This is a genomic window from Agromyces sp. NPDC055661 (assembly GCF_053618135.1).
Genome location: NZ_JBSHHC010000002.1, coordinates 706,334 through 724,362 on the forward strand (window position 1 = coordinate 706,334; position 18,029 = coordinate 724,362).

Annotated in this window: 14 protein-coding genes and 4 tRNA genes; 9 read left to right on the forward strand and 9 right to left on the reverse strand. The window is 70.4% G+C overall.

All coding sequences use genetic code 11. The features are described from left to right. Window positions 1–34: 34 nt before the first annotated feature. Window positions 35–1,981, forward strand: a complete 1,947-nt coding sequence (gene dxs, locus ACWGO8_RS16865) for a 1-deoxy-D-xylulose-5-phosphate synthase (RefSeq protein WP_452044145.1) — start codon at window positions 35–37, stop codon at window positions 1,979–1,981. A 51-nt stretch (window positions 1,982–2,032) separates the two neighbouring features. On the opposite strand, the gene ACWGO8_RS16870 is transcribed toward dxs, so the two are convergent. The 4 genes from ACWGO8_RS16870 to ACWGO8_RS16885 all read right to left on the reverse strand — a co-directional run bounded on the left by ACWGO8_RS16870 (window position 2,033) and on the right by ACWGO8_RS16885 (window position 7,266). After that, window positions 2,033–4,198 carry a 3-hydroxyacyl-CoA dehydrogenase NAD-binding domain-containing protein gene (locus tag ACWGO8_RS16870; RefSeq protein WP_452044146.1) on the reverse strand — a complete coding sequence of 722 codons (2,166 nt, stop codon included), beginning with the start codon at window positions 4,196–4,198 and terminating at the stop codon, window positions 2,033–2,035. Between the two features lie 5 nt (window positions 4,199–4,203). Then, complete coding sequence (locus ACWGO8_RS16875; protein WP_452044147.1) at window positions 4,204–5,409, reverse strand: thiolase family protein; 1,206 nt, start codon at window positions 5,407–5,409, stop codon at window positions 4,204–4,206. Window positions 5,410–5,486: 77 nt separating this feature from the next. Continuing rightward, entirely contained in the window at window positions 5,487–6,683 is a 1,197-nt protein-coding gene (locus tag ACWGO8_RS16880) for a ribonuclease D (RefSeq protein WP_452044148.1), read from the reverse strand. After that, on the reverse strand, window positions 6,676–7,266 hold the full coding sequence (locus tag ACWGO8_RS16885; RefSeq protein WP_452044149.1) for a DUF3000 domain-containing protein: 591 nt from the start codon (window positions 7,264–7,266) through the stop codon (window positions 6,676–6,678). Before ACWGO8_RS16885 ends, ACWGO8_RS16880 begins: the two co-directional genes overlap by 8 nt. Before the next feature lie 91 nt (window positions 7,267–7,357). Between ACWGO8_RS16885 and ACWGO8_RS16890 the strand changes: the two genes are divergently transcribed. Next, window positions 7,358–8,572 (forward strand): alpha/beta hydrolase family protein, encoded by a 1,215-nt coding sequence (locus ACWGO8_RS16890; RefSeq protein ID WP_452044150.1) that lies wholly within the window; start codon window positions 7,358–7,360, stop codon window positions 8,570–8,572. A 62-nt stretch (window positions 8,573–8,634) separates the two neighbouring features. Here the strand turns inward: ACWGO8_RS16890 and ACWGO8_RS16895 are convergent, their stop codons facing one another. Then, entirely contained in the window at window positions 8,635–9,075 is a 441-nt protein-coding gene (locus ACWGO8_RS16895) for a SufE family protein (RefSeq protein WP_452044151.1), read from the reverse strand. 69 nt (window positions 9,076–9,144) lie between these two features. Further along, window positions 9,145–10,044, reverse strand: coding sequence for a sulfurtransferase (locus tag ACWGO8_RS16900; protein WP_452044152.1), 900 nt, complete (start codon window positions 10,042–10,044; stop codon window positions 9,145–9,147). 143 nt (window positions 10,045–10,187) lie between these two features. Here ACWGO8_RS16900 and zapE point away from each other — a divergent pair, with 143 nt between their 5' ends. The 3 genes from zapE to ACWGO8_RS16915 all read left to right on the forward strand — a co-directional run bounded on the left by zapE (window position 10,188) and on the right by ACWGO8_RS16915 (window position 13,362). Next, window positions 10,188–11,243: a cell division protein ZapE gene (zapE, locus tag ACWGO8_RS16905; protein WP_452044153.1), complete on the forward strand. Its 1,056-nt coding sequence runs from the start codon at window positions 10,188–10,190 to the stop codon at window positions 11,241–11,243. A gap of 265 nt (window positions 11,244–11,508) precedes the next feature. Then, window positions 11,509–12,771, forward strand: coding sequence for an ammonium transporter (locus ACWGO8_RS16910; protein ID WP_452044154.1), 1,263 nt, complete (start codon window positions 11,509–11,511; stop codon window positions 12,769–12,771). Between the two features lie 42 nt (window positions 12,772–12,813). Continuing rightward, complete coding sequence (locus tag ACWGO8_RS16915; protein WP_452044155.1) at window positions 12,814–13,362, forward strand: type II toxin-antitoxin system PemK/MazF family toxin; 549 nt, start codon at window positions 12,814–12,816, stop codon at window positions 13,360–13,362. A gap of 7 nt (window positions 13,363–13,369) precedes the next feature. Here ACWGO8_RS16915 and ACWGO8_RS16920 read toward each other — a convergent pair whose 3' ends face one another. Continuing rightward, window positions 13,370–13,729 carry a VOC family protein gene (locus ACWGO8_RS16920; RefSeq protein WP_452044156.1) on the reverse strand — a complete coding sequence of 120 codons (360 nt, stop codon included), beginning with the start codon at window positions 13,727–13,729 and terminating at the stop codon, window positions 13,370–13,372. A gap of 146 nt (window positions 13,730–13,875) precedes the next feature. Further along, window positions 13,876–13,951, reverse strand: a tRNA-Val gene (locus tag ACWGO8_RS16925). A gap of 239 nt (window positions 13,952–14,190) precedes the next feature. On the opposite strand from ACWGO8_RS16925, the gene ACWGO8_RS16930 reads away from it, so the two are divergent. From ACWGO8_RS16930 to ACWGO8_RS16945, 4 genes are all read left to right on the forward strand, one after another. Then, a tRNA-Gly gene (locus ACWGO8_RS16930) sits at window positions 14,191–14,263 on the forward strand. Between the two features lie 53 nt (window positions 14,264–14,316). Further along, a tRNA-Cys gene (locus ACWGO8_RS16935) sits at window positions 14,317–14,390 on the forward strand. A gap of 25 nt (window positions 14,391–14,415) precedes the next feature. Beyond that, window positions 14,416–14,490: transfer RNA gene (locus ACWGO8_RS16940), tRNA-Val, on the forward strand. A gap of 237 nt (window positions 14,491–14,727) precedes the next feature. Then, a complete protein-coding gene (locus tag ACWGO8_RS16945; protein ID WP_452044157.1) occupies window positions 14,728–15,402 on the forward strand; it encodes a hypothetical protein in 675 nt (224 codons plus the stop codon). Between the two features lie 441 nt (window positions 15,403–15,843). Here the strand turns inward: ACWGO8_RS16945 and ACWGO8_RS16950 are convergent, their stop codons facing one another. Next, the gene (locus ACWGO8_RS16950) at window positions 15,844–17,898 is read right to left on the reverse strand and encodes a glycosyl hydrolase family 28-related protein (RefSeq protein WP_452044158.1); all 2,055 of its coding nucleotides are present in this window, start codon (window positions 17,896–17,898) and stop codon (window positions 15,844–15,846) included. Window positions 17,899–18,029: the final 131 nt, after the last annotated feature.

Below are 18,029 nucleotides of genomic sequence, written 5' to 3' on the forward strand. Positions count from 1 at the left end.
CCGCGGCCGCCCGGACCACCGGAGGCTCCATCCCATGACCCTGCTCGAGAACATCTCGGGACCGCGCGACCTCGATGCGCTGAGTCACGAGCAGCTCGAGCAGCTCGCGGCGGAGATCCGCGAGTACCTCGTGGCATCCGTGTCGAAGACGGGCGGTCACCTCGGGCCGAACCTCGGCGTCGTCGAGATGACCCTCGCCATCCACCGGGTGTTCCAGTCCCCGCGTGACGCGATCGTGTTCGACACCGGTCACCAGTCGTACGTGCACAAGCTCCTCACCGGCCGACGCGACCTCTCGACGCTGCGCCAGACGGGCGGTCTCGCGGGCTACCCCCAGCGATCGGAGTCCGAGCACGACATCGTCGAGAGCTCGCACGCGTCGAGCTCCCTCTCGTGGGCCGACGGCATCTCGAAGGCGTTCGAGATGACTGGGCAGAGCGACCGGCACGTCGTCGCCGTCGTGGGCGACGGCGCGCTGACGGGCGGCATGACGTGGGAGGCGCTCAACAACATCTCCGACGACAACACCCGCAAGCTGGTCGTCATCGTGAACGACAACGGTCGTTCCTACGCGCCCACGATCGGCGGCATGGGTCGGTTCCTCAGCGCCGTGCGCACGAGGCAGGCGTATCGCAACCTGCACCTGTCGAGCAGCCGTGCGGCCGACCGGCTCGGCGGGCCGGCTCGAGCGTTCTACCGGGGCGTGCGCGGGGGGCTGCACGGCTTCCTCAGCCGGTTCACCGGCAACGAGGCGCTCTACTCCAACCTCGACATCAAGTACCTCGGTCCCGTCGACGGCCACGACGAGCGCGCCATGGAGGAGGCGCTCCGACAGGCCAAGGACTACGGCGCGCCGGTCATCGTGCACGCCATCACCGACAAGGGCCGTGGTTACGAGCCCGCGCGTCGCGACATCGCCGACCAGTTCCACGCCGTGGGCCAGATCGACCCCGAGACGGGGGAGTCGCTCGAGAAGGCATCGGCGCCCTCGTGGACGAGCGTGTTCGCCGACGAGCTCGTGCGGCTCGCGGAGCACAACGAACGCCTCGTGGGCATCACCGCGGCCATGCTCCGCCCGACTGGCCTGCACCGCATGGCCGAGCGCTTCCCCAACCGGGTCTTCGACGTCGGCATCGCCGAGCAGCACGCCGCGACCTCCGCGGCCGGCCTCGCGTTCGGCGGCCTCCACCCCGTCGTCGCCGTCTACGCCACGTTCATCAACCGCGCGTTCGACCAGGTGCTGATGGATGTCGCGCTGCACAAGGCCGGCGTCACGTTCGTGCTCGACCGCGCCGGCGTCACCGGTCCCGACGGTCCGAGCCACCACGGCGTGTGGGATCTCTCGATCCTGCAGGTCGTGCCCGGCATCCGCATCGCCGCGCCCCGCGACTCGGTACGTCTCGCCGAGGAGCTGGCCGAGGCGGTCCAGGTCGGCGACGCACCCACCGTGCTGCGCTTCCCGAAGGGCACGGTCGGCGTCGACTACGACGCGATCCGCCGCACCGGCGACGGCGTCGACGTGCTCGCCGAGTCGGCGCGCAAGGACGTGCTGCTCGTCACCGTCGGCCCGATGGCCGGCATCGGGCTGCAGGTCGCCGAGCGCCTCGAGGCGCAGGGGATCGGCGCCACCGTCGTGGACCCGCGCTGGGTCGTTCCCGTGCCGGGCAGCGTCATCGACCTCGCACGCGATCACCGCATCGTGGTCAGCCTGGAAGACGGGATCCGCGTCGGCGGCATCGGCACGCGCATCCGACAGGACCTCCGCGAGGCCGACGTCGACACCGCGGTGACCGAGATCGGCCTGCCCGACGAGTTCCTCGAGCACGGCTCGCGCGGCGACATCCTCGAGCGCGTCGGCCTCACCCCGCAGCACATCGCGCGCGACGTGACCGCCATGGTGCTCGGCTCGAAGCTGCCGCACGCACGCGGCGCGGGCCTCGAGCAGGTCTCGAGCGACACGGGCTCCCAGCCGCGCGTCTGACATGCGAACGGCCCCCGGCGTGAGCCGAGGGCCGTTCGAGAGCGACAGATGCTACGCGACCGCCGCGGCCTGCTTCGCGCCGACCCCGCGGATGGGCGGGTGGTGGAACGTGTCGCCGAATGCGCGCTCGGACGCGCCGACGCGGTCGAGGTAGGGGGTCGCCCCGCCCGCCTGGAACGGCCAGCCCGCGCCGAGGATGAGGCACAGGTCGATGTCCTCGGCCGCCGCGACGACCTCCTCGTCGAGCATGAGCTTGATCTCGCGGGCGAGCTCGTCCTCGACGCGACGCAGGATGGTCGCCTCATCGACGGGGGACTTGCCGACGGTGATCGCCTTCTTGGCGTCCTTCGAGAGGTCGGTCACCTTGCCGTGCTTGTCCTTCTCGACGACGGGGCCGCCGAGCTTCGCGAGCGCGTGCAGGTTCTCCGAGGAGTAGAACCGCTCGGGGAACTCGCGGACCATGGTGTCCTGCACGTGGGCTGCGACGGCCCAGCCGACGAGGTCGATGAGCTCGAACGGGCCCATCGGCAGGCCGATCGGCGCGAGCGCCTGCTCGACGACCGGCACCGGGGTGCCCTCGTCGACGGCGCGCGCGGCCTCGCCCATGACCTTCGCGAGCAGGCGGTTCACGACGAACCCGGGAGCGTCGGCGGTGAGCACGGCGCTCTTCCTGAGCTTCGCGGCGACGGCGAACGCCGTCGCGAGCGTCGCGTCATCGGTGGCCGGGGCCTTCACGATCTCGAGGAGCGGCATGACCGCCACCGGGTTGAAGAAGTGGAAGCCGACGACGCGCTCGGGGTGGGCGAGCTTCGCGCCGATCTGCTCGACCGAGAGCGACGACGTGTTCGTCGCGAGGATCGCGGTCTCCGACAGGTGCGGCTCGACCTCGGCGAACACCTGCTGCTTGACGGCGAGGTCCTCGAAGACGGCCTCGATGACCCAGTCGCAGTCGGCGAAGTCGGCCTTGTCGGTCGTGCCGCTCACGAGCGCGCGGAGGCGGTTGGCCTCGTCGGCGTCGATGCGGCCCTTCTGCTCGAGCGTTCCGATCTCGTCGTGGATGTACGCGATGCCCTTGTCGACGCGGGCCTGGTCGAGGTCGGTGATGACCACGGGGATCTGCAGGCGACGCACGAACAGCAGCGCGAACTGGCTGGCCATGAGGCCGGCGCCGATGATGCCGACCTTGGTGACCTTGCGGGCGAGCTCCTTGGCGGGCGCACCGGCCGGCCTCTTCGCGCGCTTCTGCACGAGGTTGAACGCGTAGATCGACGCCACGAACTGGTCGCCGGCGACGAGGTCGGCGAGCGCCTCGTCCTCGCGCGCGAACGCGTCGGCCTTCGTGCCGCCCTTGGCGGCCTTCAGCAGGTCGAGCGCCACGTACGGGGACTTCGCGGTCGTGCCGATCTTGCCCTCGAGGCTCTTGCGGGCGATGTTGATCGCGATGTCCCACTTGGCGAGCCGCTCGAGCTTGCCCGGGACATTGGGGCGCTTCACCGTGATGGTGCCGCCGAGCACGCCGTCGGCCCACTTCAGCGAGTCCTCGAGGAAGTTCACCGGCGAGAACATCGCATCGGCGATGCCGAGGTCGAGGGCATCCTTCGCCTTCAGCATGCGGTTGTTCTTCAGCGGATTCTCGACGACCACGCGCAGGGCGTTCTCGATGCCGATGAGGTTCGGCAGGAGGTAAGCACCGCCCCAGGCGGGCACGATGCCGAGGAACACCTCGGGCAGGGCGATGGCCGGCGCCGAGGCATCCACGGTGCGGTAGTCGGAGTTCAGCGCGACCTCGAGGCCGCCGCCGAGGGCGAGCCCGTTGATGAACGTGAACGACGGCACGCCGAGCTCGCCGAGCTTGCCGAAGACCATGTGGCCGAGCTGGCCCATCTTCAGCGCCATGTCGCGGCTCGGGATCTCGCCCACCTTCGAGAGGTCGGCGCCCGCGGCGAGGAAGTACGGCTTGCCGGTGATCGCGACGGCCTGGATCTCGCCGGCTGCGGCCCGCGCCTGCAGCTCGTCGAGCCGGTCGCCGAGCTCGAGCATCGTCACGGGGCCGAGCGTCGACGGGCGCGTGTGGTCGCGGTCGTTGTCGAGCGTGATGAGCGCGAGCACGCGTCCGGACGGCAGGCGGATGTCGCGCACGTACGAGTGCGTGACGACCTCGTCGTCGGCGAACGCGGCCGCCAGCTCGGAGAAGTCGATCTTCGAGTAGTCGGTCATGTCGCTCAGCGGCCCTTTCCGTAGCGCTTGTGGTGCGGGTTCTCCCAGATGACACTGCCGCCCTGCCCGAGGCCGACGCACATGGCGGTGAGGCCGTAGCGCACCTCGGGGTGCTGCTCGAACTGGCGGGCGAGCTGGAGCATGAGGCGCACGCCCGACGCGGCGAGCGGGTGGCCGATCGCGATGGCGCCGCCCCATGGGTTCACGCGCGGGTCCTCGTCGTCGATGCCGAAGTGGTCGAGGAAGCTCAGCACCTGCACGGCGAACGCCTCGTTGAGCTCGAAGAGGCCGATGTCGTCGATCGTGAGGCCGGCGTTCTTGAGCGCCTTCTCGGTCGAGGGGATCGGGCCGATGCCCATGACCTCGGGCTCGACGCCGGCGAAGCCGAAGCTCACCATGCGCATCTTGACCGAGAGGCCGAGCTCCTTCGCGGCATCCGAGCTGGCCAGGATCGCGGCCGTGGCGCCGTCGGTGAGCGGGGACGCGTTGCCCGCCGTCACTCGGCCGTGCGGCCGGAATGGAGTCTTGAGGGTGGCGAGGCCGTCCATGGTGGTCTCGGGACGACGGCCCTCGTCTTCCGTCGCGAGGCCCCAGCCCTGGTCGGTGCGCAGCGCCACGGGGACGAGGTCGGGCTGGATGTGCCCGGCGTCGTACGCGGCCTGCACCTTCTGCTGGCTGCGCATGCCGAAGCGGTCGCTGCGCTCCTTCGTGAGCTCGGGGAAGCGGTCGTGGAGGCGCTCGGCCGTCGTGCCCATGTTGAGCGCGTCGGGGTTCACGAGCTTCTCGGCCAGGAACCGGGGGTTGGGGTCGGCGTCGAGGCCCATCGGGTGGCGGCCCATGTGCTCCACGCCGCCGGCGATGACGACGTCGTACTGGCCGAAGCCGATGCCCGAGCCGGTGGTGGTCACGGCGGTCATGGCGCCGGCGCACATGCGGTCGATGGCGAAGCCCGGCACGCTGAGCGGCAGGCCCGCGAGGATCGCGGCGGTGCGGCCGAGGGTGAGTCCCTGGTCGCCCGTCTGCGTCGTGGCGGCGATGGCCACGTCGTCGACACGATCCTTGGGCAGGTTCGGGTTGCGCTCGAGGAGTCCGGTGATCGCCTTCACGGCGAGGTCGTCGGCCCTCGTGTTCCAGTACATGCCCTTGTCGCCGGCTCGTCCGAACGGGGTGCGGACCCCATCGACGAACACGACATCAGCTCGTTCAGCCACGCTGCAGCTCCGTTTCGATCAGAGGATGATTCGATCCTAGGAATGCTCCGGAGCCGCGCGGAATCGCTTGACGGAACCTACGATCCGTCGCTGGCGGCGTCTTGCACCGATTGTGACGCCTCCACAAAGGCGTCGGCGATGATCTGTGCGGTTTCCGCAACCTGCCACGGGCGCGCGCCGAGGGCCGAGAGTGCCGCGCCGATTCCCGCCGGGCCGGGATCCGCCGGCGGCTGCCAGGCGACGCGGCGCAGGTGGTCGGGCGTGAGCAGGTTCTCCACCGGCATCTCGAGCCGCTCGGCCACCTCGGTCACGCCGGCCTTCGCGAGCCGGAGGCGGGCGTCGGCCTCGGGGTTGCGCATCGCCCACGCGCGCGGCGGGGGCGGTGAGTCGCTCGGCACGCGCACGGCGGGGAGCTGGCTCGTGGCGAGGCCGGTCTCGACGGCGGTCCACCAGCGGTCGAGCTCTGAGCGGCTCGCACGGCCGGTGAACTCGCGGAGGTCGGCCAGCGCGCGGCGGGACTGGGGGAGGACCTTCGCGACGGCGAGGATCGAGGCATCGGGCACCATGCGACCCGGGGCGACATCGAGCTCGGAGGCGCGGGCGTCGCGCGCGAGCCAGAGCTCACGGGCGACGGCGAGGTTGCGCGGATTGCGCAGGCCGTGGATGCCCGAGAGGCGGCGCCACGGCTCGGCAGCGGCCGGCTTCGCCTCACGATTGAGCACCGCGTCGAACTCCTGGCCTGCGAGGTCGGCCTTGCCGGTCTCCTCGAGGCGCTCGGCGAGCCGATCGCGGACGTCGACGAGGAGCTGGACGTCGAGCGCGGCGTAGGTGAGCCACGACTGCGGCAGCGGCCGGGTCGACCAGTCGGCGGCCGAATGCTCCTTCGCGAGCTTGATGCCGAGCAGCTCCTCGACGACCGAGGCTAGGCCGACGCGCGGCATCCCGAGCAGCCGGGCCGCGAGCTCGGTGTCGAAGATGTGGTCGGGGTCGAGTCCGACCTCGCGGAGGCAGGCGAGGTCCTGGCTCGCGGCGTGCAGCACCCACTCCTCGGCGTGGACGGCGTCCTCGAGCGAGGTGAAGTCGGGGATCCGGGGCGGATCGAACAGGAACGTGCCCGAGCCGCGGCGATACATCTGGATGAGGTAGGCGCGCTGCGAATAGCGGAATCCGCTCGCGCGCTCGGCGTCGACCGCGACCGGACCCTCGCCGTCGGCGAGTCGCCGCACCGCGTCCTCGAAGTCGGCGGGCGACTCGATCACCCGGAATTCATCCACGCTTGGTCCTCCGTCGGGGCAGGGCGGTCACCCCCTCGGATCGAGGCGGCAGCCCCGCGAGCATGCACAACAACTCTCCCCAGCCTTCCACATGCGGGCCCACGGCGGCATCGAGGGGCGTCCACGAGGCGCGGACCTCGATCTGGGCGCCGTCGCCCTGGCGGGCCAGCTCGCCGAATCCGGTGGACAGGATCTTGGTCGCGGTGCCCGAGGCGGCGATGTACCGGGCGCCCCGGGCATCGAGTGCGTCGACGAGCCACGACCACGCGACATCCGCGAGGAAGGGGTCGAGGCCGATGTCGGTCTCGAGGGGCGCCTGGGCGAAGCAGACCACCCGGAAGCGCCCGCCCCATGCCTCGGGCTCGTCGGGGTCGTAGAGCAGCACGAAGCGCCCGGTGCCGAGGTCGGAGTCGTCGCCGTGGCGGCCGGTGCCGACATCGGCCGAGAGCGCCGCCGCCCACGGGGCGAGCGAGCCGGGTGCGGGGATCTCCGACACGCGCAGCTCGGGCCGCAGCGAGGCCGCTCGAAACGCCTCGAGTGCAGCCTCGAACTCGGGGGGCCGATGCGTCGAGGAGTCGGGCACGAGTGCAGACTAGGCTCTCGAACAGGGGTCATGGCGGCGGCACGCCGCATCGCATGCCACACGGACGACACCTTCGCGAGGGAGGGCACGGATGGGTCGACGCACCGGTGCGGTGGGAACGCTCGGACTGGCCGCGGTGGCCGTCGGAATGCTCACCGCAGCCGTCGCGACCGTGGCCGCGGTCGTCACGGTGGCGTATGCCCGGCGCGTGGTGATCCCGCCGACGACGCGACCCGACGAGGAGCGCATCGTGGGTGTGGACCTCGCCGCCGGAGAGGTCGCGCTCGCGGCATCCGACGAGACCCGCATGCACGGCCGCTACGGCCTCTGGTTCGAGCACGACTCGGGCTATGCGCGCATGGGCGACGTGATCGAGGAGGACGAGCGCGTCGTGCGCCGGCGCGTCGAGTCGGTCGACTTCGGACGGCTCGACCGCGCGGCCCACGGCCGGGTCAGCGGCTGGTATCACCTCGGGCCCTGGGAGCTCGGGCACGAGTACGAGAACGTCGTGGTGGAGACGCCGCTCGGTCCGGCGCCCGCGTGGTTCGTCCCGGCGGCGACGCCGACGGACCGCTGGGTGATCCAGGTGCACGGGCGCGGTGCGAAGCGCCAGGAGACGCTGCGCGCCGTGGATCCCGCCCGGGAGGCGGGCTGGAACTCCCTCCTCATCTCGTACCGCAACGACGGCGAGGCGCCCGAGAGCGAGGACCGCCGATACGGCCTCGGCGGCACCGAATGGGCCGACGTCGTCGCCGCCGTACGCTACGCCGAGGACCACGGCGCCGAGCGGATCGTCCTCATGGGCTGGTCGATGGGCGGCGCGATCTCGCTGCAGGCCGTGCTGCGCTCGGCCGCCGTGCGCGAACGGCTCGTCGGCCTCATCCTCGACTCGCCGGCGATCGACTGGGTCGACATCCTGCGCTTCCAGGGGCAGGCGCTCGGCTTCCCGCGCGGCCTCGGCGACGCCGTGGCGCGCGTGCTCGGCGGCCCCTGGAGTGGCGGGCTGACCGGCGTCGCCGCGCCCATCGACGTCGACGATCTCGACCCCGTCGCGCGCGCGGAGGAACTGCCGGTGCCGATCCTGCTCATGCACAGCGTCGACGACGGCTTCGTGCCGATCGACGGCTCACGCCGGCTCGCGGCCGCGCGGCCCGACCTCGTGCAGTTCGAGGAGTTCGAGGGCGCGCGTCACACGAAGCTGTGGAACCACGACACCGACCGCTGGACGGAGCTCGTGCGGGGCTGGCTCGAGCGCAGCTCGCTCGACGCGAAGCGGCTGGCCGACGAGGCCGAGATCACGGGCTAGGCGGGCCGAGGCACGCGGCACGCAGCGGATGCCGCGACGCGGCGCTGCGGCATCCGTTCAGGTCAGGCGGCGGCGACGCGCGCCCGCACCTGGCGCTTCACGCGACCGAGCATGCCGGTCATGCCGCGGACCCGGAGCGGCGACACCGCCTCGGCGAGGCCGAGCGACTGCGGGTAGTCGGCGGGCACGTCGAGCACCTCGTCGACCGTGAGGCCGTCGAGGCCCTGCACGAGGATCGACGCGAAGCCGCGCGTGGTGGGCGACTCGGCGGGCGCCGTCGCGTGCAGGTGCACGTGACCGTCGACCACCTCGACGAAGATGTAGACGGGCGACTGGCACTCCTCGACCTTCTCGAGGAGGTCGGGGTGGTCGCGATACCGCTCGGGCAGCTCGGGCAGCTCGTTCGAGAACTCGAGCAGCAGCTGCAGGCGGTCCTTGACGCCGAGCGCGAGGAAGTCCTCGCGGGTCTCGGCGAGCGGGGCGGGGAGGGTCGTGGCGTCCATCGGTTCCATTCTCCCATCACGAACGCGCGACCCCGCCCGCCCGGCCTGCCGAGCGGTTCAGGCGGAGGTCTAGCGGGTCGGGACCTCGCCGCGCTCGGCGCCGGAGACGATCGGCACGCGCACGGCGCTGCCCCACTCGGTCCACGAGCCGTCGTAGTTGCGGACCTTCTCGAAGCCGAGCAGGTGCGCGAGCACGAACCAGGTGTGGCTCGAGCGCTCGCCGATGCGGCAGTAGGCGATCACGTCGTCGCCGTCCTGCAGGCCGGCCTCGCCGCGGTAGATCGCGTCGAGCTCCTCACGGGTCTTGAAGGTGCCGTCGGGCGCGGCGGCACGAGCCCACGGCACGGATGCCGCGGTGGGGATGTGGCCGGCGCGGAGCGCACCCTCCTCGGGGTAGGCCGGGGCACTCGTGCGCTCGCCGTTGTACTCCTCGGGGGAGCGGACGTCGATGAGCGGGTTGCCGAAGTGGGCCAGCACGTCGTCCTTGAACGCGCGGACGACGCTGTCGTCGCGCTCCACCACGGGGTACTCCACGGCGGTCGCGTCGGGGACGTCGGTCGTGAGCGGGCGGCCCTCGGCGATCCAGAGGTCGCGGCCGCCGTCGAGCAGGCGCACGTCCTCGTGGCCGAACAGGGTGAAGACCCACAGCGCGTACGCGGCCCACCAGTTGTTCTTGTCGCCGTAGATGACGACGGTGGTGTCGCGCGAGATGCCCTTCGAGCCGAGGAGCGCGGCGAACTGCTCGCCGTCGATGTAGTCGCGCACGACCGGGTCGTTGAGGTCGGTGTGCCAGTCGATCTTGACGGCGGTCGGGATGTGGCCCGTCTCGTAGAGCAGGACGTCCTCATCGGACTCGACGACCACGAGACCGGGTTGGCCGAGCCGCTCGGCGAGCCAGTCGGTGGTCACGAGACGCTCGGGGTGGGCGTACTCGGCGAACTTCGCGGCGGAGTCGAACTCGGCGGGCATGGGGAACCTCCTGGGATCGTCCGGTCGGACGGGGTGTGCGGGGGAGCGGACTAGGCTGGTGACCTGTCCACCTCGAATCTACGCGGCGTGCGGGTGGAAGTCAGCATGCCCGTCATCCGGTGCAATACGGGAGTCCCTCCAGCATGACCACGGCAGCGAGCCATGCCCTCATCCGCCTCGTCGAGCGGAACCCGTCGATCTCGGCCGGCGAGATCGCCTCGGAGCTGGTGCCGCCGCCGCAGTTCGAGCACGCGACCTTCGAATCCTATCGGCCCGACCCCGACTACCCCTCGCAGCAGGCTGCACTCGACCGGCTGAACGAGTTCGCGGGCGCCTGGCGGGCCGCGCAGCGGCCCGGCGGCTTCTTCTCGCGCAAGCGCCCGGCGCGCATCGAGCTCCCCGGCGTCTACCTCGACGGCGGCTTCGGCGTGGGCAAGACGCACCTCCTCGCGGCGCTCTGGCACGTCGCGCACGGCCCGAAGTACTTCGGCACGTTCATCGAGTACACCGCGCTCGTCGGTGCGCTCGGCTACGCCAACGCGGTCGAGCTCCTGCGCGGCGCGCGCCTCGTCTGCATCGACGAGTTCGAGCTCGACGACCCGGGCGACACCATGCTCATGACGCGGTTCCTCGGCGAGCTCATGGCCGGCGGCACGCGCGTGGCCGCGACGTCGAACACCCCGCCGAACGCGCTCGGCGAGGGTCGGTTCGCGGCCGCCGACTTCCTCCGGGAGATCCACGCCCTCTCGTCGAACTTCGAGACGCTGCGCATCGACGGCCTCGACTACCGCCGCCGCGACACCGAGGGCCATGCCGAGGCCATGGGCGACGACGCCGCGGTGACCCACGCGACCGAGGTGCTCGCGGCCCGCGGCCACGCCGTCTCGCTCGACGGATTCGACGACCTCATCGCGCACCTCGCGACGGTGCACCCGTCGAAGTACATCAAGCTCATCGAGGGCGTCGAGTTCATCGGCCTCGAGGGCGTGCACCAGCTGTCGAACCAGAACGCGGCCCTGCGCCTCGTGGCCTTCATCGACCGCGTGTACGACGCCGAGGTCCCGATCCTCGCGAGCGGGCTCCCGCTCGACCAGGTCTTCGACGACGAGATGATGGCCGGCGGCTACCGCAAGAAGTACCTCCGCGCGATGAGCCGCATGATCGCGCTCACCACTGGCGAGCTGCCGCCGCACGACTGAGCGGCGCCGCGGCATCCGATCGCGCCGTTCGCACACGGATGCCACGGCCTCCGCCGGCGGCATCCGTCACCCCTGATCGGGCACCCGATCGCATTCCCGACGACCGCGATTCACATCGCCTGCCCGGCGCGCCGAAACACGCTGTTTACGCGAGCGGCCCGGTCCGTAACGAACGCGAAACACAAGACGATCCCTCTCGAAACGTCCCGTCATGAGACTGGGCCGCACAGGTTTCCCCAACCCCTGCATCTGAGAGAGGTTCGAGATGGATCAAGGCAACACCGCGTTCCTACTGATATCAGCAGCACTCGTGTTGCTCATGACCCCCGGACTCGCGTTCTTCTACGGCGGCCTCGTCAAGGCGAAGAGCGTCATCAGCATGATGATGCTGAGCTTCGGCGCGATGGGCCTGATCGGCGTGCTGTGGGTCATCTACGGATACGCGATCGCATTCCCCGGAGCGGAGGGCCTGGTTCCGCCGTGGTCCATCGACTGGTCGGCGATCGGCCTGTCGAGCCTGCTCGAGACGCCTGAAGGCGCGGCCTACCCGCCGCTCGCCTTCGTCGGCTTCCAGGCGACCTTCGCGATCATCACCGTCGCGCTCATCTCGGGCGCGATCGCCGACCGAGCGAAGTTCGGCGCCTGGATGATCTTCGCGGGCCTGTGGGCGACGATCGTCTACTTCCCGGTCGCGAGCTGGGTGTTCAACTTCGGCCTCGCCGAGGACGGCAGCTTCGCCTACGGCGGCTGGATCACCTACGGCATGCAGGAGTTCTTCGGTGTCGGCGCGCTCGACTTCGCCGGTGGCACCGCGGTGCACATCAACGCCGGTGCCGCGGCCCTCGCCCTCGCGCTCGTGCTCGGCAAGCGCGTCGGCTTCTCGAAGGGCGCGCACGTGCCCCACAACCCGCCGTTCGTCCTCCTCGGCGCCGGCCTCCTGTGGTTCGGCTGGTTCGGCTTCAACGCGGGCTCCGAGCTCGCCGCCGACGGCACCGCCGCGGTCGCCTGGATCAACACGCTCGCCGCTCCTGCCGCGGCCCTGCTCGCCTGGCTCGTCGTGGAGAAGATCAAGGACGGGAAGCCGACCTCCATCGGCGCCGCGTCGGGTGCCGTCGCCGGCCTCGTCGCGATCACCCCGGCCTGTGCGTTCCTCACCCCGATCTGGGCGATCGTGCTCGGCGTGGTCGCCGGCGCCGTCTGCGCCCTCGCGATCGACCTGAAGTTCAAGTGGGGCTTCGACGACTCGCTCGACGTGGTGGGCATCCACCTCGTCGGCGGCCTCATCGGCACGCTCTACCTCGGCTTCTTCGCCAACGGCACCGGCTTCATCTACAGCGGCAACCTCACGCAGCTGCTGGTGCAGGCCATCGCCGCCGTCGCGGTCCTGGTGTACTCCTTCGTGCTCGCCTGGGTCATCGGCTTCGCGATCCAGAAGACCATCGGCTTCCGGGTCAAGAACGAGGACGAGATCGCCGGCATCGACACCGTCGTGCACGGCGAGGAGGGCTACAAGCTCGAGACCGTCTGAGGACGCTGAATCACCGCGAGGGCGGTGGGGTAGTGTGCGGGTGTGTCAGACACCAGCCGCTTCCTCACCGCCCTCGGGCGCGTCTTCAGGTCCCTCACCGGCGGCCGGCAGCAGGCACCGTCGACGGATGCCGCGGGCGCGTCGACGTCCGTCTCCACCGGGTTGCTCTCGCCCGGGCAGGCGGGGCCGTCGGCTACCGTCGAGGTGGATCCTCGGCGCTTGAAGGGCGTGCGCCTGGCGTACACGCCGTCGCGTGACGGCGAACCCGATCCCGGCGAGATCGTGTGGACATGGGTGCCGTACGAGGAGCGCGACGGACGCGGCAAGGACCGCCCGGTCGCGATCGTCGCGGCATCCGGGGGAGGGGACTTCCTGGCGGTGCAGCTCACGAGCAAGCCGCACGACGGCGACCGCGACTTCGTCGCCCTTGGCGACGGCGCGTGGGATGCCGCGGGCAGGGCGAGCTGGGCCCGGATCGACCGCGTGTTCCGCGTGCGGTCGGGCGGGATGCGGCGCGAGGCGGCGTCGCTCGACGCCGCGCGCTACGGGCGGATCGCGAGCGCCCTCGGCGAGCGGTACGGGTGGCGCTGAGCCGGCCTCAGTGGCGCGGCGGCCGATGCAGGCCGAACGGCGACCCCTGATCGTCACGGCAGAGCCGGAACTCGCCGTAGATCGCCGCGGTGGCCTCGTCGTCGCCTCCGGGGAGCTCGTCGACCGAGCCCCCGAGGCGGATGACCTCAGCGACGGCGGCATCCAGGTCGTCGACGCGGAAGAAGACGTAGGGCGACGCGCCCTCGTCGCCGCCGTGGACGCCCGCGGGAACGCCGGCGCCCTCGATCGCGTACCCGTCGCCGCCGGGGCCGGACTCGAACGACCAGCCGAACAGCTTCCCGTAGAACGAACGCGCCGTCATGGCATCCGTCCCGCCGAACTCGATGAACGACACCTCACCGGTCATGGTTCCTCCGCTCGCGGTCGCGCGCGGCGCCGATGCCGCGCTGTGCGCCAGCCACGGTAGCCCCGGCGCGAGGTCGCGACAACGGGGTTGCGAGCCGATGCGCACGCCGCCTCAACGGGAAAACCCCCGGCGAACCGGGGGTCTCATGGTGGGCGATGCCGGGCTCGAACCGACGACCTCTTCCGTGTGAAGGAAGCGCGCTACCAGCTGCGCCAATCGCCCATGTGGGATGCGGTTCCGATCTCGTCGTGACCGCGGACTCGATACTAGCCGACCCGACCGGGCGATTGCACATCGGCGGGCCGGGCGGTGCGGAATCGACCGCGGACGGGCCTCGACACGCCCGGGAAACACGCATGGATTCTCGCGATGACCGGGCCGAACAGGCCAAGCGGCCCCCTCGGTTTGTGATTCGTTCACCGAATCCGTTAGAGTCTCTCTGTCGCCGAAACAGCGACAACGCGGATGTGGCGCAGTTGGTAGCGCATCACCTTGCCAAGGTGAGGGTCGCGAGTTCGAGTCTCGTCATCCGCTCTGATCAGTAGGGGCGAAAGCCCCTTCTGTTCTTTGGTGGTGAACCCAGACACGGTGGATTGGCCGAGAGGCGAGGCAGCGGCCTGCAAAGCCGTATACACGGGTTCGAATCCCGTATCCACCTCCAAGCCTGAGAACCCCGTTCTCGACTTGGGCGATTGGCGCAGCGGTAGCGCGCTTCCCTGACACGGAAGAGGTCACTGGTTCGATCCCAGTATCGCCCACCACGAAACCCCCGGTCATCCGGGGGTTTTCTGTTTGTCCTAGACAGGACTTGATCCACCGGGGGGCAAACGGGGGGCAGGTTTCGACCCTCCAGCGCGGAAGAGGTCACGTCTGGACTCCTGCCCTTGTCTTCCGGTCTGTCGCCCGAGGCCTTCGGGATGCGTGGCGACAGATCGCCGTTATCGGGTTGGCGTGACGCCGGGGACAGGGACTCGACAGCGATCCGGCAGGATGGCGGGGTGGACAAGATCGACCGGGCGCGTGAACTCGCTGCGAGCGGAAACTACCGCGCCGCGCTCAATCTTCTGCGGGAGCAGGCAGTGCGCGATCAGCCACCGTACCGCTCACGCCTGGCCCTCGCGGGACTCTACCGAGAGCTGGAGTGTCCTGACCAGGCCGGTCGATGGGGGATCATCTCCGATGGCTGGACCAGCCCACTTGAACAAGACCGGCTCGCGCGGCTGTTGGCCGCAAGCGGCGTTCCTGCGAAGTCAACACGAGTGTTCCTCCGAATTCCGCACGACGCGGACGACCCAGCCGATCTCGCAGCGGTCATCGCCCGCGTGCCGATGTACCGTGCTCGCTGGAGGCCACGGTGGGACTGGGATTCAGTCGTCCTACCGAGCGGCTGGCTGGTTCGAGTCACGCGCACAACGGCGAAATGGATGATCTATCTGGCGGTCGCAGTCGCGATCATCGCGATGATTGCCGTGTTCCAATACACCCTGACGGACGAAGGTGATGCCAGCGGATGGGCTATCGGCGGGAGCCTGACGTTCGTTGGGCTCACTGCGTTCGCGCTCATCGCCTATGGGGTGTCGCGTTGGGCCCTTCATCGGATCTGGTCAGGCGGGGTGCTGGTACTACTCGGCGTGACCCTACTCGTTTCGGTGATCGTCGCGGCGTTCCTCTGAACGCCGGGCCGTATCGCCGAATCGCTGGAGATCGAGGCGGCGACATGGCCTGGGAAGCCCCGGCGGTCGGGTGTTGGCTTCTGCCGCGGATCCCCTGCGCGCTTGCCTTCGTCGCTGGCGAGCTGAGTTCGCGGGGGGCAAAACGGGGGGCAAGCAGCACAGAAACCGCGCTGCACGGGACTGCGTCACGCTGCGGTTCGTTGCGGCCGTTGTTGCCTGCAATCAGGCATTTGTTTCGTTCCGCTGCGTTCGGCTGCGCGCGACTGCGCACACCAAAGTTCGCTGACACGGAAGAGGTCACTGGTTCGATCCCAGTATCGCCCACCACGAAGGCCCCGGCATGAGCCGGGGCCTTTCGCGTTCCCGGGGGCACGTCTTCGCCGCAGCATGCCGCGGGCCGGATGCCCTCGTCGAGGCATCCGGCCCGCTGCACTCAGCGCGTCACCAGGGCGACGGCGCCGGCGGCGCCACGACCGGAGGCCGGTCGTCGCACGTGATGGTGTTCGGCAGCTCCCACGGCGCCAGCCAGGGGCCGGTGGTGTTCACGCCGCTCGAGTCGTTCCCGCCGAGGTCGACGAGCGAGAACTCGGAGCCCGCGGGCGTGAAGTTGAACGAGCCGCAGTTGTTCACGCCGACGGCGCCCACGTTGCGGGCGTCGACGTTCTCGAAGGAGGCCGAGCCGGCGACGCGCGCGCTCACGACCGAGGTGCCCGTGCCGTCGACTCGGACGTCCTCGAAGTGGACGTTCGAGATCGACACCTGGTCCTTCACGGGCCAGTCGGACACCAGCATGATCGCGTTGTAGGTGTTGTCGAGGAAGTCGCCCGAGACGCGGATGTCGGCTTGGTCGATCGAGCGGTCGAGCGCGTAGAACCAGATCGCGCCGAGGCCGATGTTCCAGTTGAGCTCGTAGCCGCCCGCGCGCACCGTCGTGTTGTCGGTGAACGCGAGCGTCCCCGTGAACGGCACGGCGCCGAAGCGGGACCCGGCGTGCAGGCCGCTGCCCTCGCGGATCGGGTCGGCGACGAGGTTGTTCGACACGGTGTTGTCGATGCCGCCGTAGATCGCGATGCCGTTCGCCAGGGTCGGCGTCTGCACCGTGTTGCGGTCGAACGTGTTGCGCGCATTCGCCGTGCCCTCCGACCACATCGCGAGCCCGTCGTCGCCGGTGTTCCGGATGAAGTTGCCCGCGACGAGCGAGTCGGTCACGCCGGTGTGGAAGTTCAGCGCGTCGGCGATCTGGTCGACCACGATGTTGTCGCGCACGACGAGGTCCTGCATCGGCCCGTCGAACCACAGGCCGACCTTCGTGTGCTCGATGTGCAGCCGCTCGATGGTCGAGTCGCTCATGGCGCCGCCGATGCCGTTGACCTGGTCGGTGTCGATGCGCTCGCGCACGTCGCCCCGGATGGCGAAGTCCGAGAGGTGCACGTTGCGGCTGCCGCCGTCGGCGACGTCCCTGCCGTAGAACCCGACCCCGGTGTGCACCGAGCCGTCGGGCGTGGGCTTCTTCAGCGCCACCTCGTCGCCGAACACGATCGAGTGCCAGTTGCCCGCACCGCGGATCGTGACGTCGTCGACGATGAGGTGCTCCTCGACGCGGAAGGTGCCCGCCGGGATGTACACGTCGACATCGTGGCGCTGCGCCCACTTGATCGCCGTGCGGAACGCATTGCCGGCATCCCGGCGGCCGGTCGGGTCGGCGCCGAACTTCGTCACGCTGACGGATGCCGCGGGCTGCGGGGTCGGCGGCGCCACGAGCTCGGAGTCCAGCAGGTCGACGACCGTCCACGCGGCATCCGTGCCCTGCGGCGCCGTGAGGCGGACGACGGAGCCGGCCGGGTACGTCGAGCCCAGGAGCATCCGCTGCTCGTCGTAGAAGTGCATGGGCCGGAACGGCTTCTGCACGTCGTAGCCCTCGCCGGGCACGCAGCCGCACTCGGTGATCCACCAGTCGGGGTGGAGGAGCCCCGCGTTCGGGTCGTTCGTGAACGGGTACTGGTTGTAGAGCCACGAGTACTCGGAGGTGAGCGTCATGAGCTTCGGCGCGCCGCCGTCGACGCGGACCTCGAGCGGCGCCGTGATGCCGCCGCCCGTGGGCGCGTCGGGGATGCTGTACCGCACGGTGATCGCGTTCGCGGCGGCAGGCAGCGTGAACTCGACGCGCTCACCGGGGTCGAGGCGCACGGCGGTGCGGCCGGATGCCTCGGCGGGCAGCGTGTAGGCCGTGCGGTCGGGGCCGATGATCTCGCCGTTCGTCGTCGCGTGCTCGGCCTCCTGCTCGAGGAAGGGCACGTCCGCACCGCGGCCGGCGACGAGGGCCGGGTCGAGCGCTGCACGCGTGACGACCGGGGCCGCAGGCGCAGCGGATGCCGCGGGGCCGGCCAGCGCCGCGCCGGCGACGATCGCCGCAGCGGCCGCCGCCGCGACGGCCGCTCGACCGCGCCAGAGACGCCGTCGACGAACGGGTGGGACGGGGATCGTGGGACGCGTCATCGTCGACTCGTTTCCTCTCGGTGGTGCACGCCATCGGACACCGCGGACTGGCCGCGAGTGAGGCGAGGGTATGCCGCCGCCGAGCGGCGTCACAAGGGGTTGCGAGGGATTGTCGACGGAAAGTCGTGTTC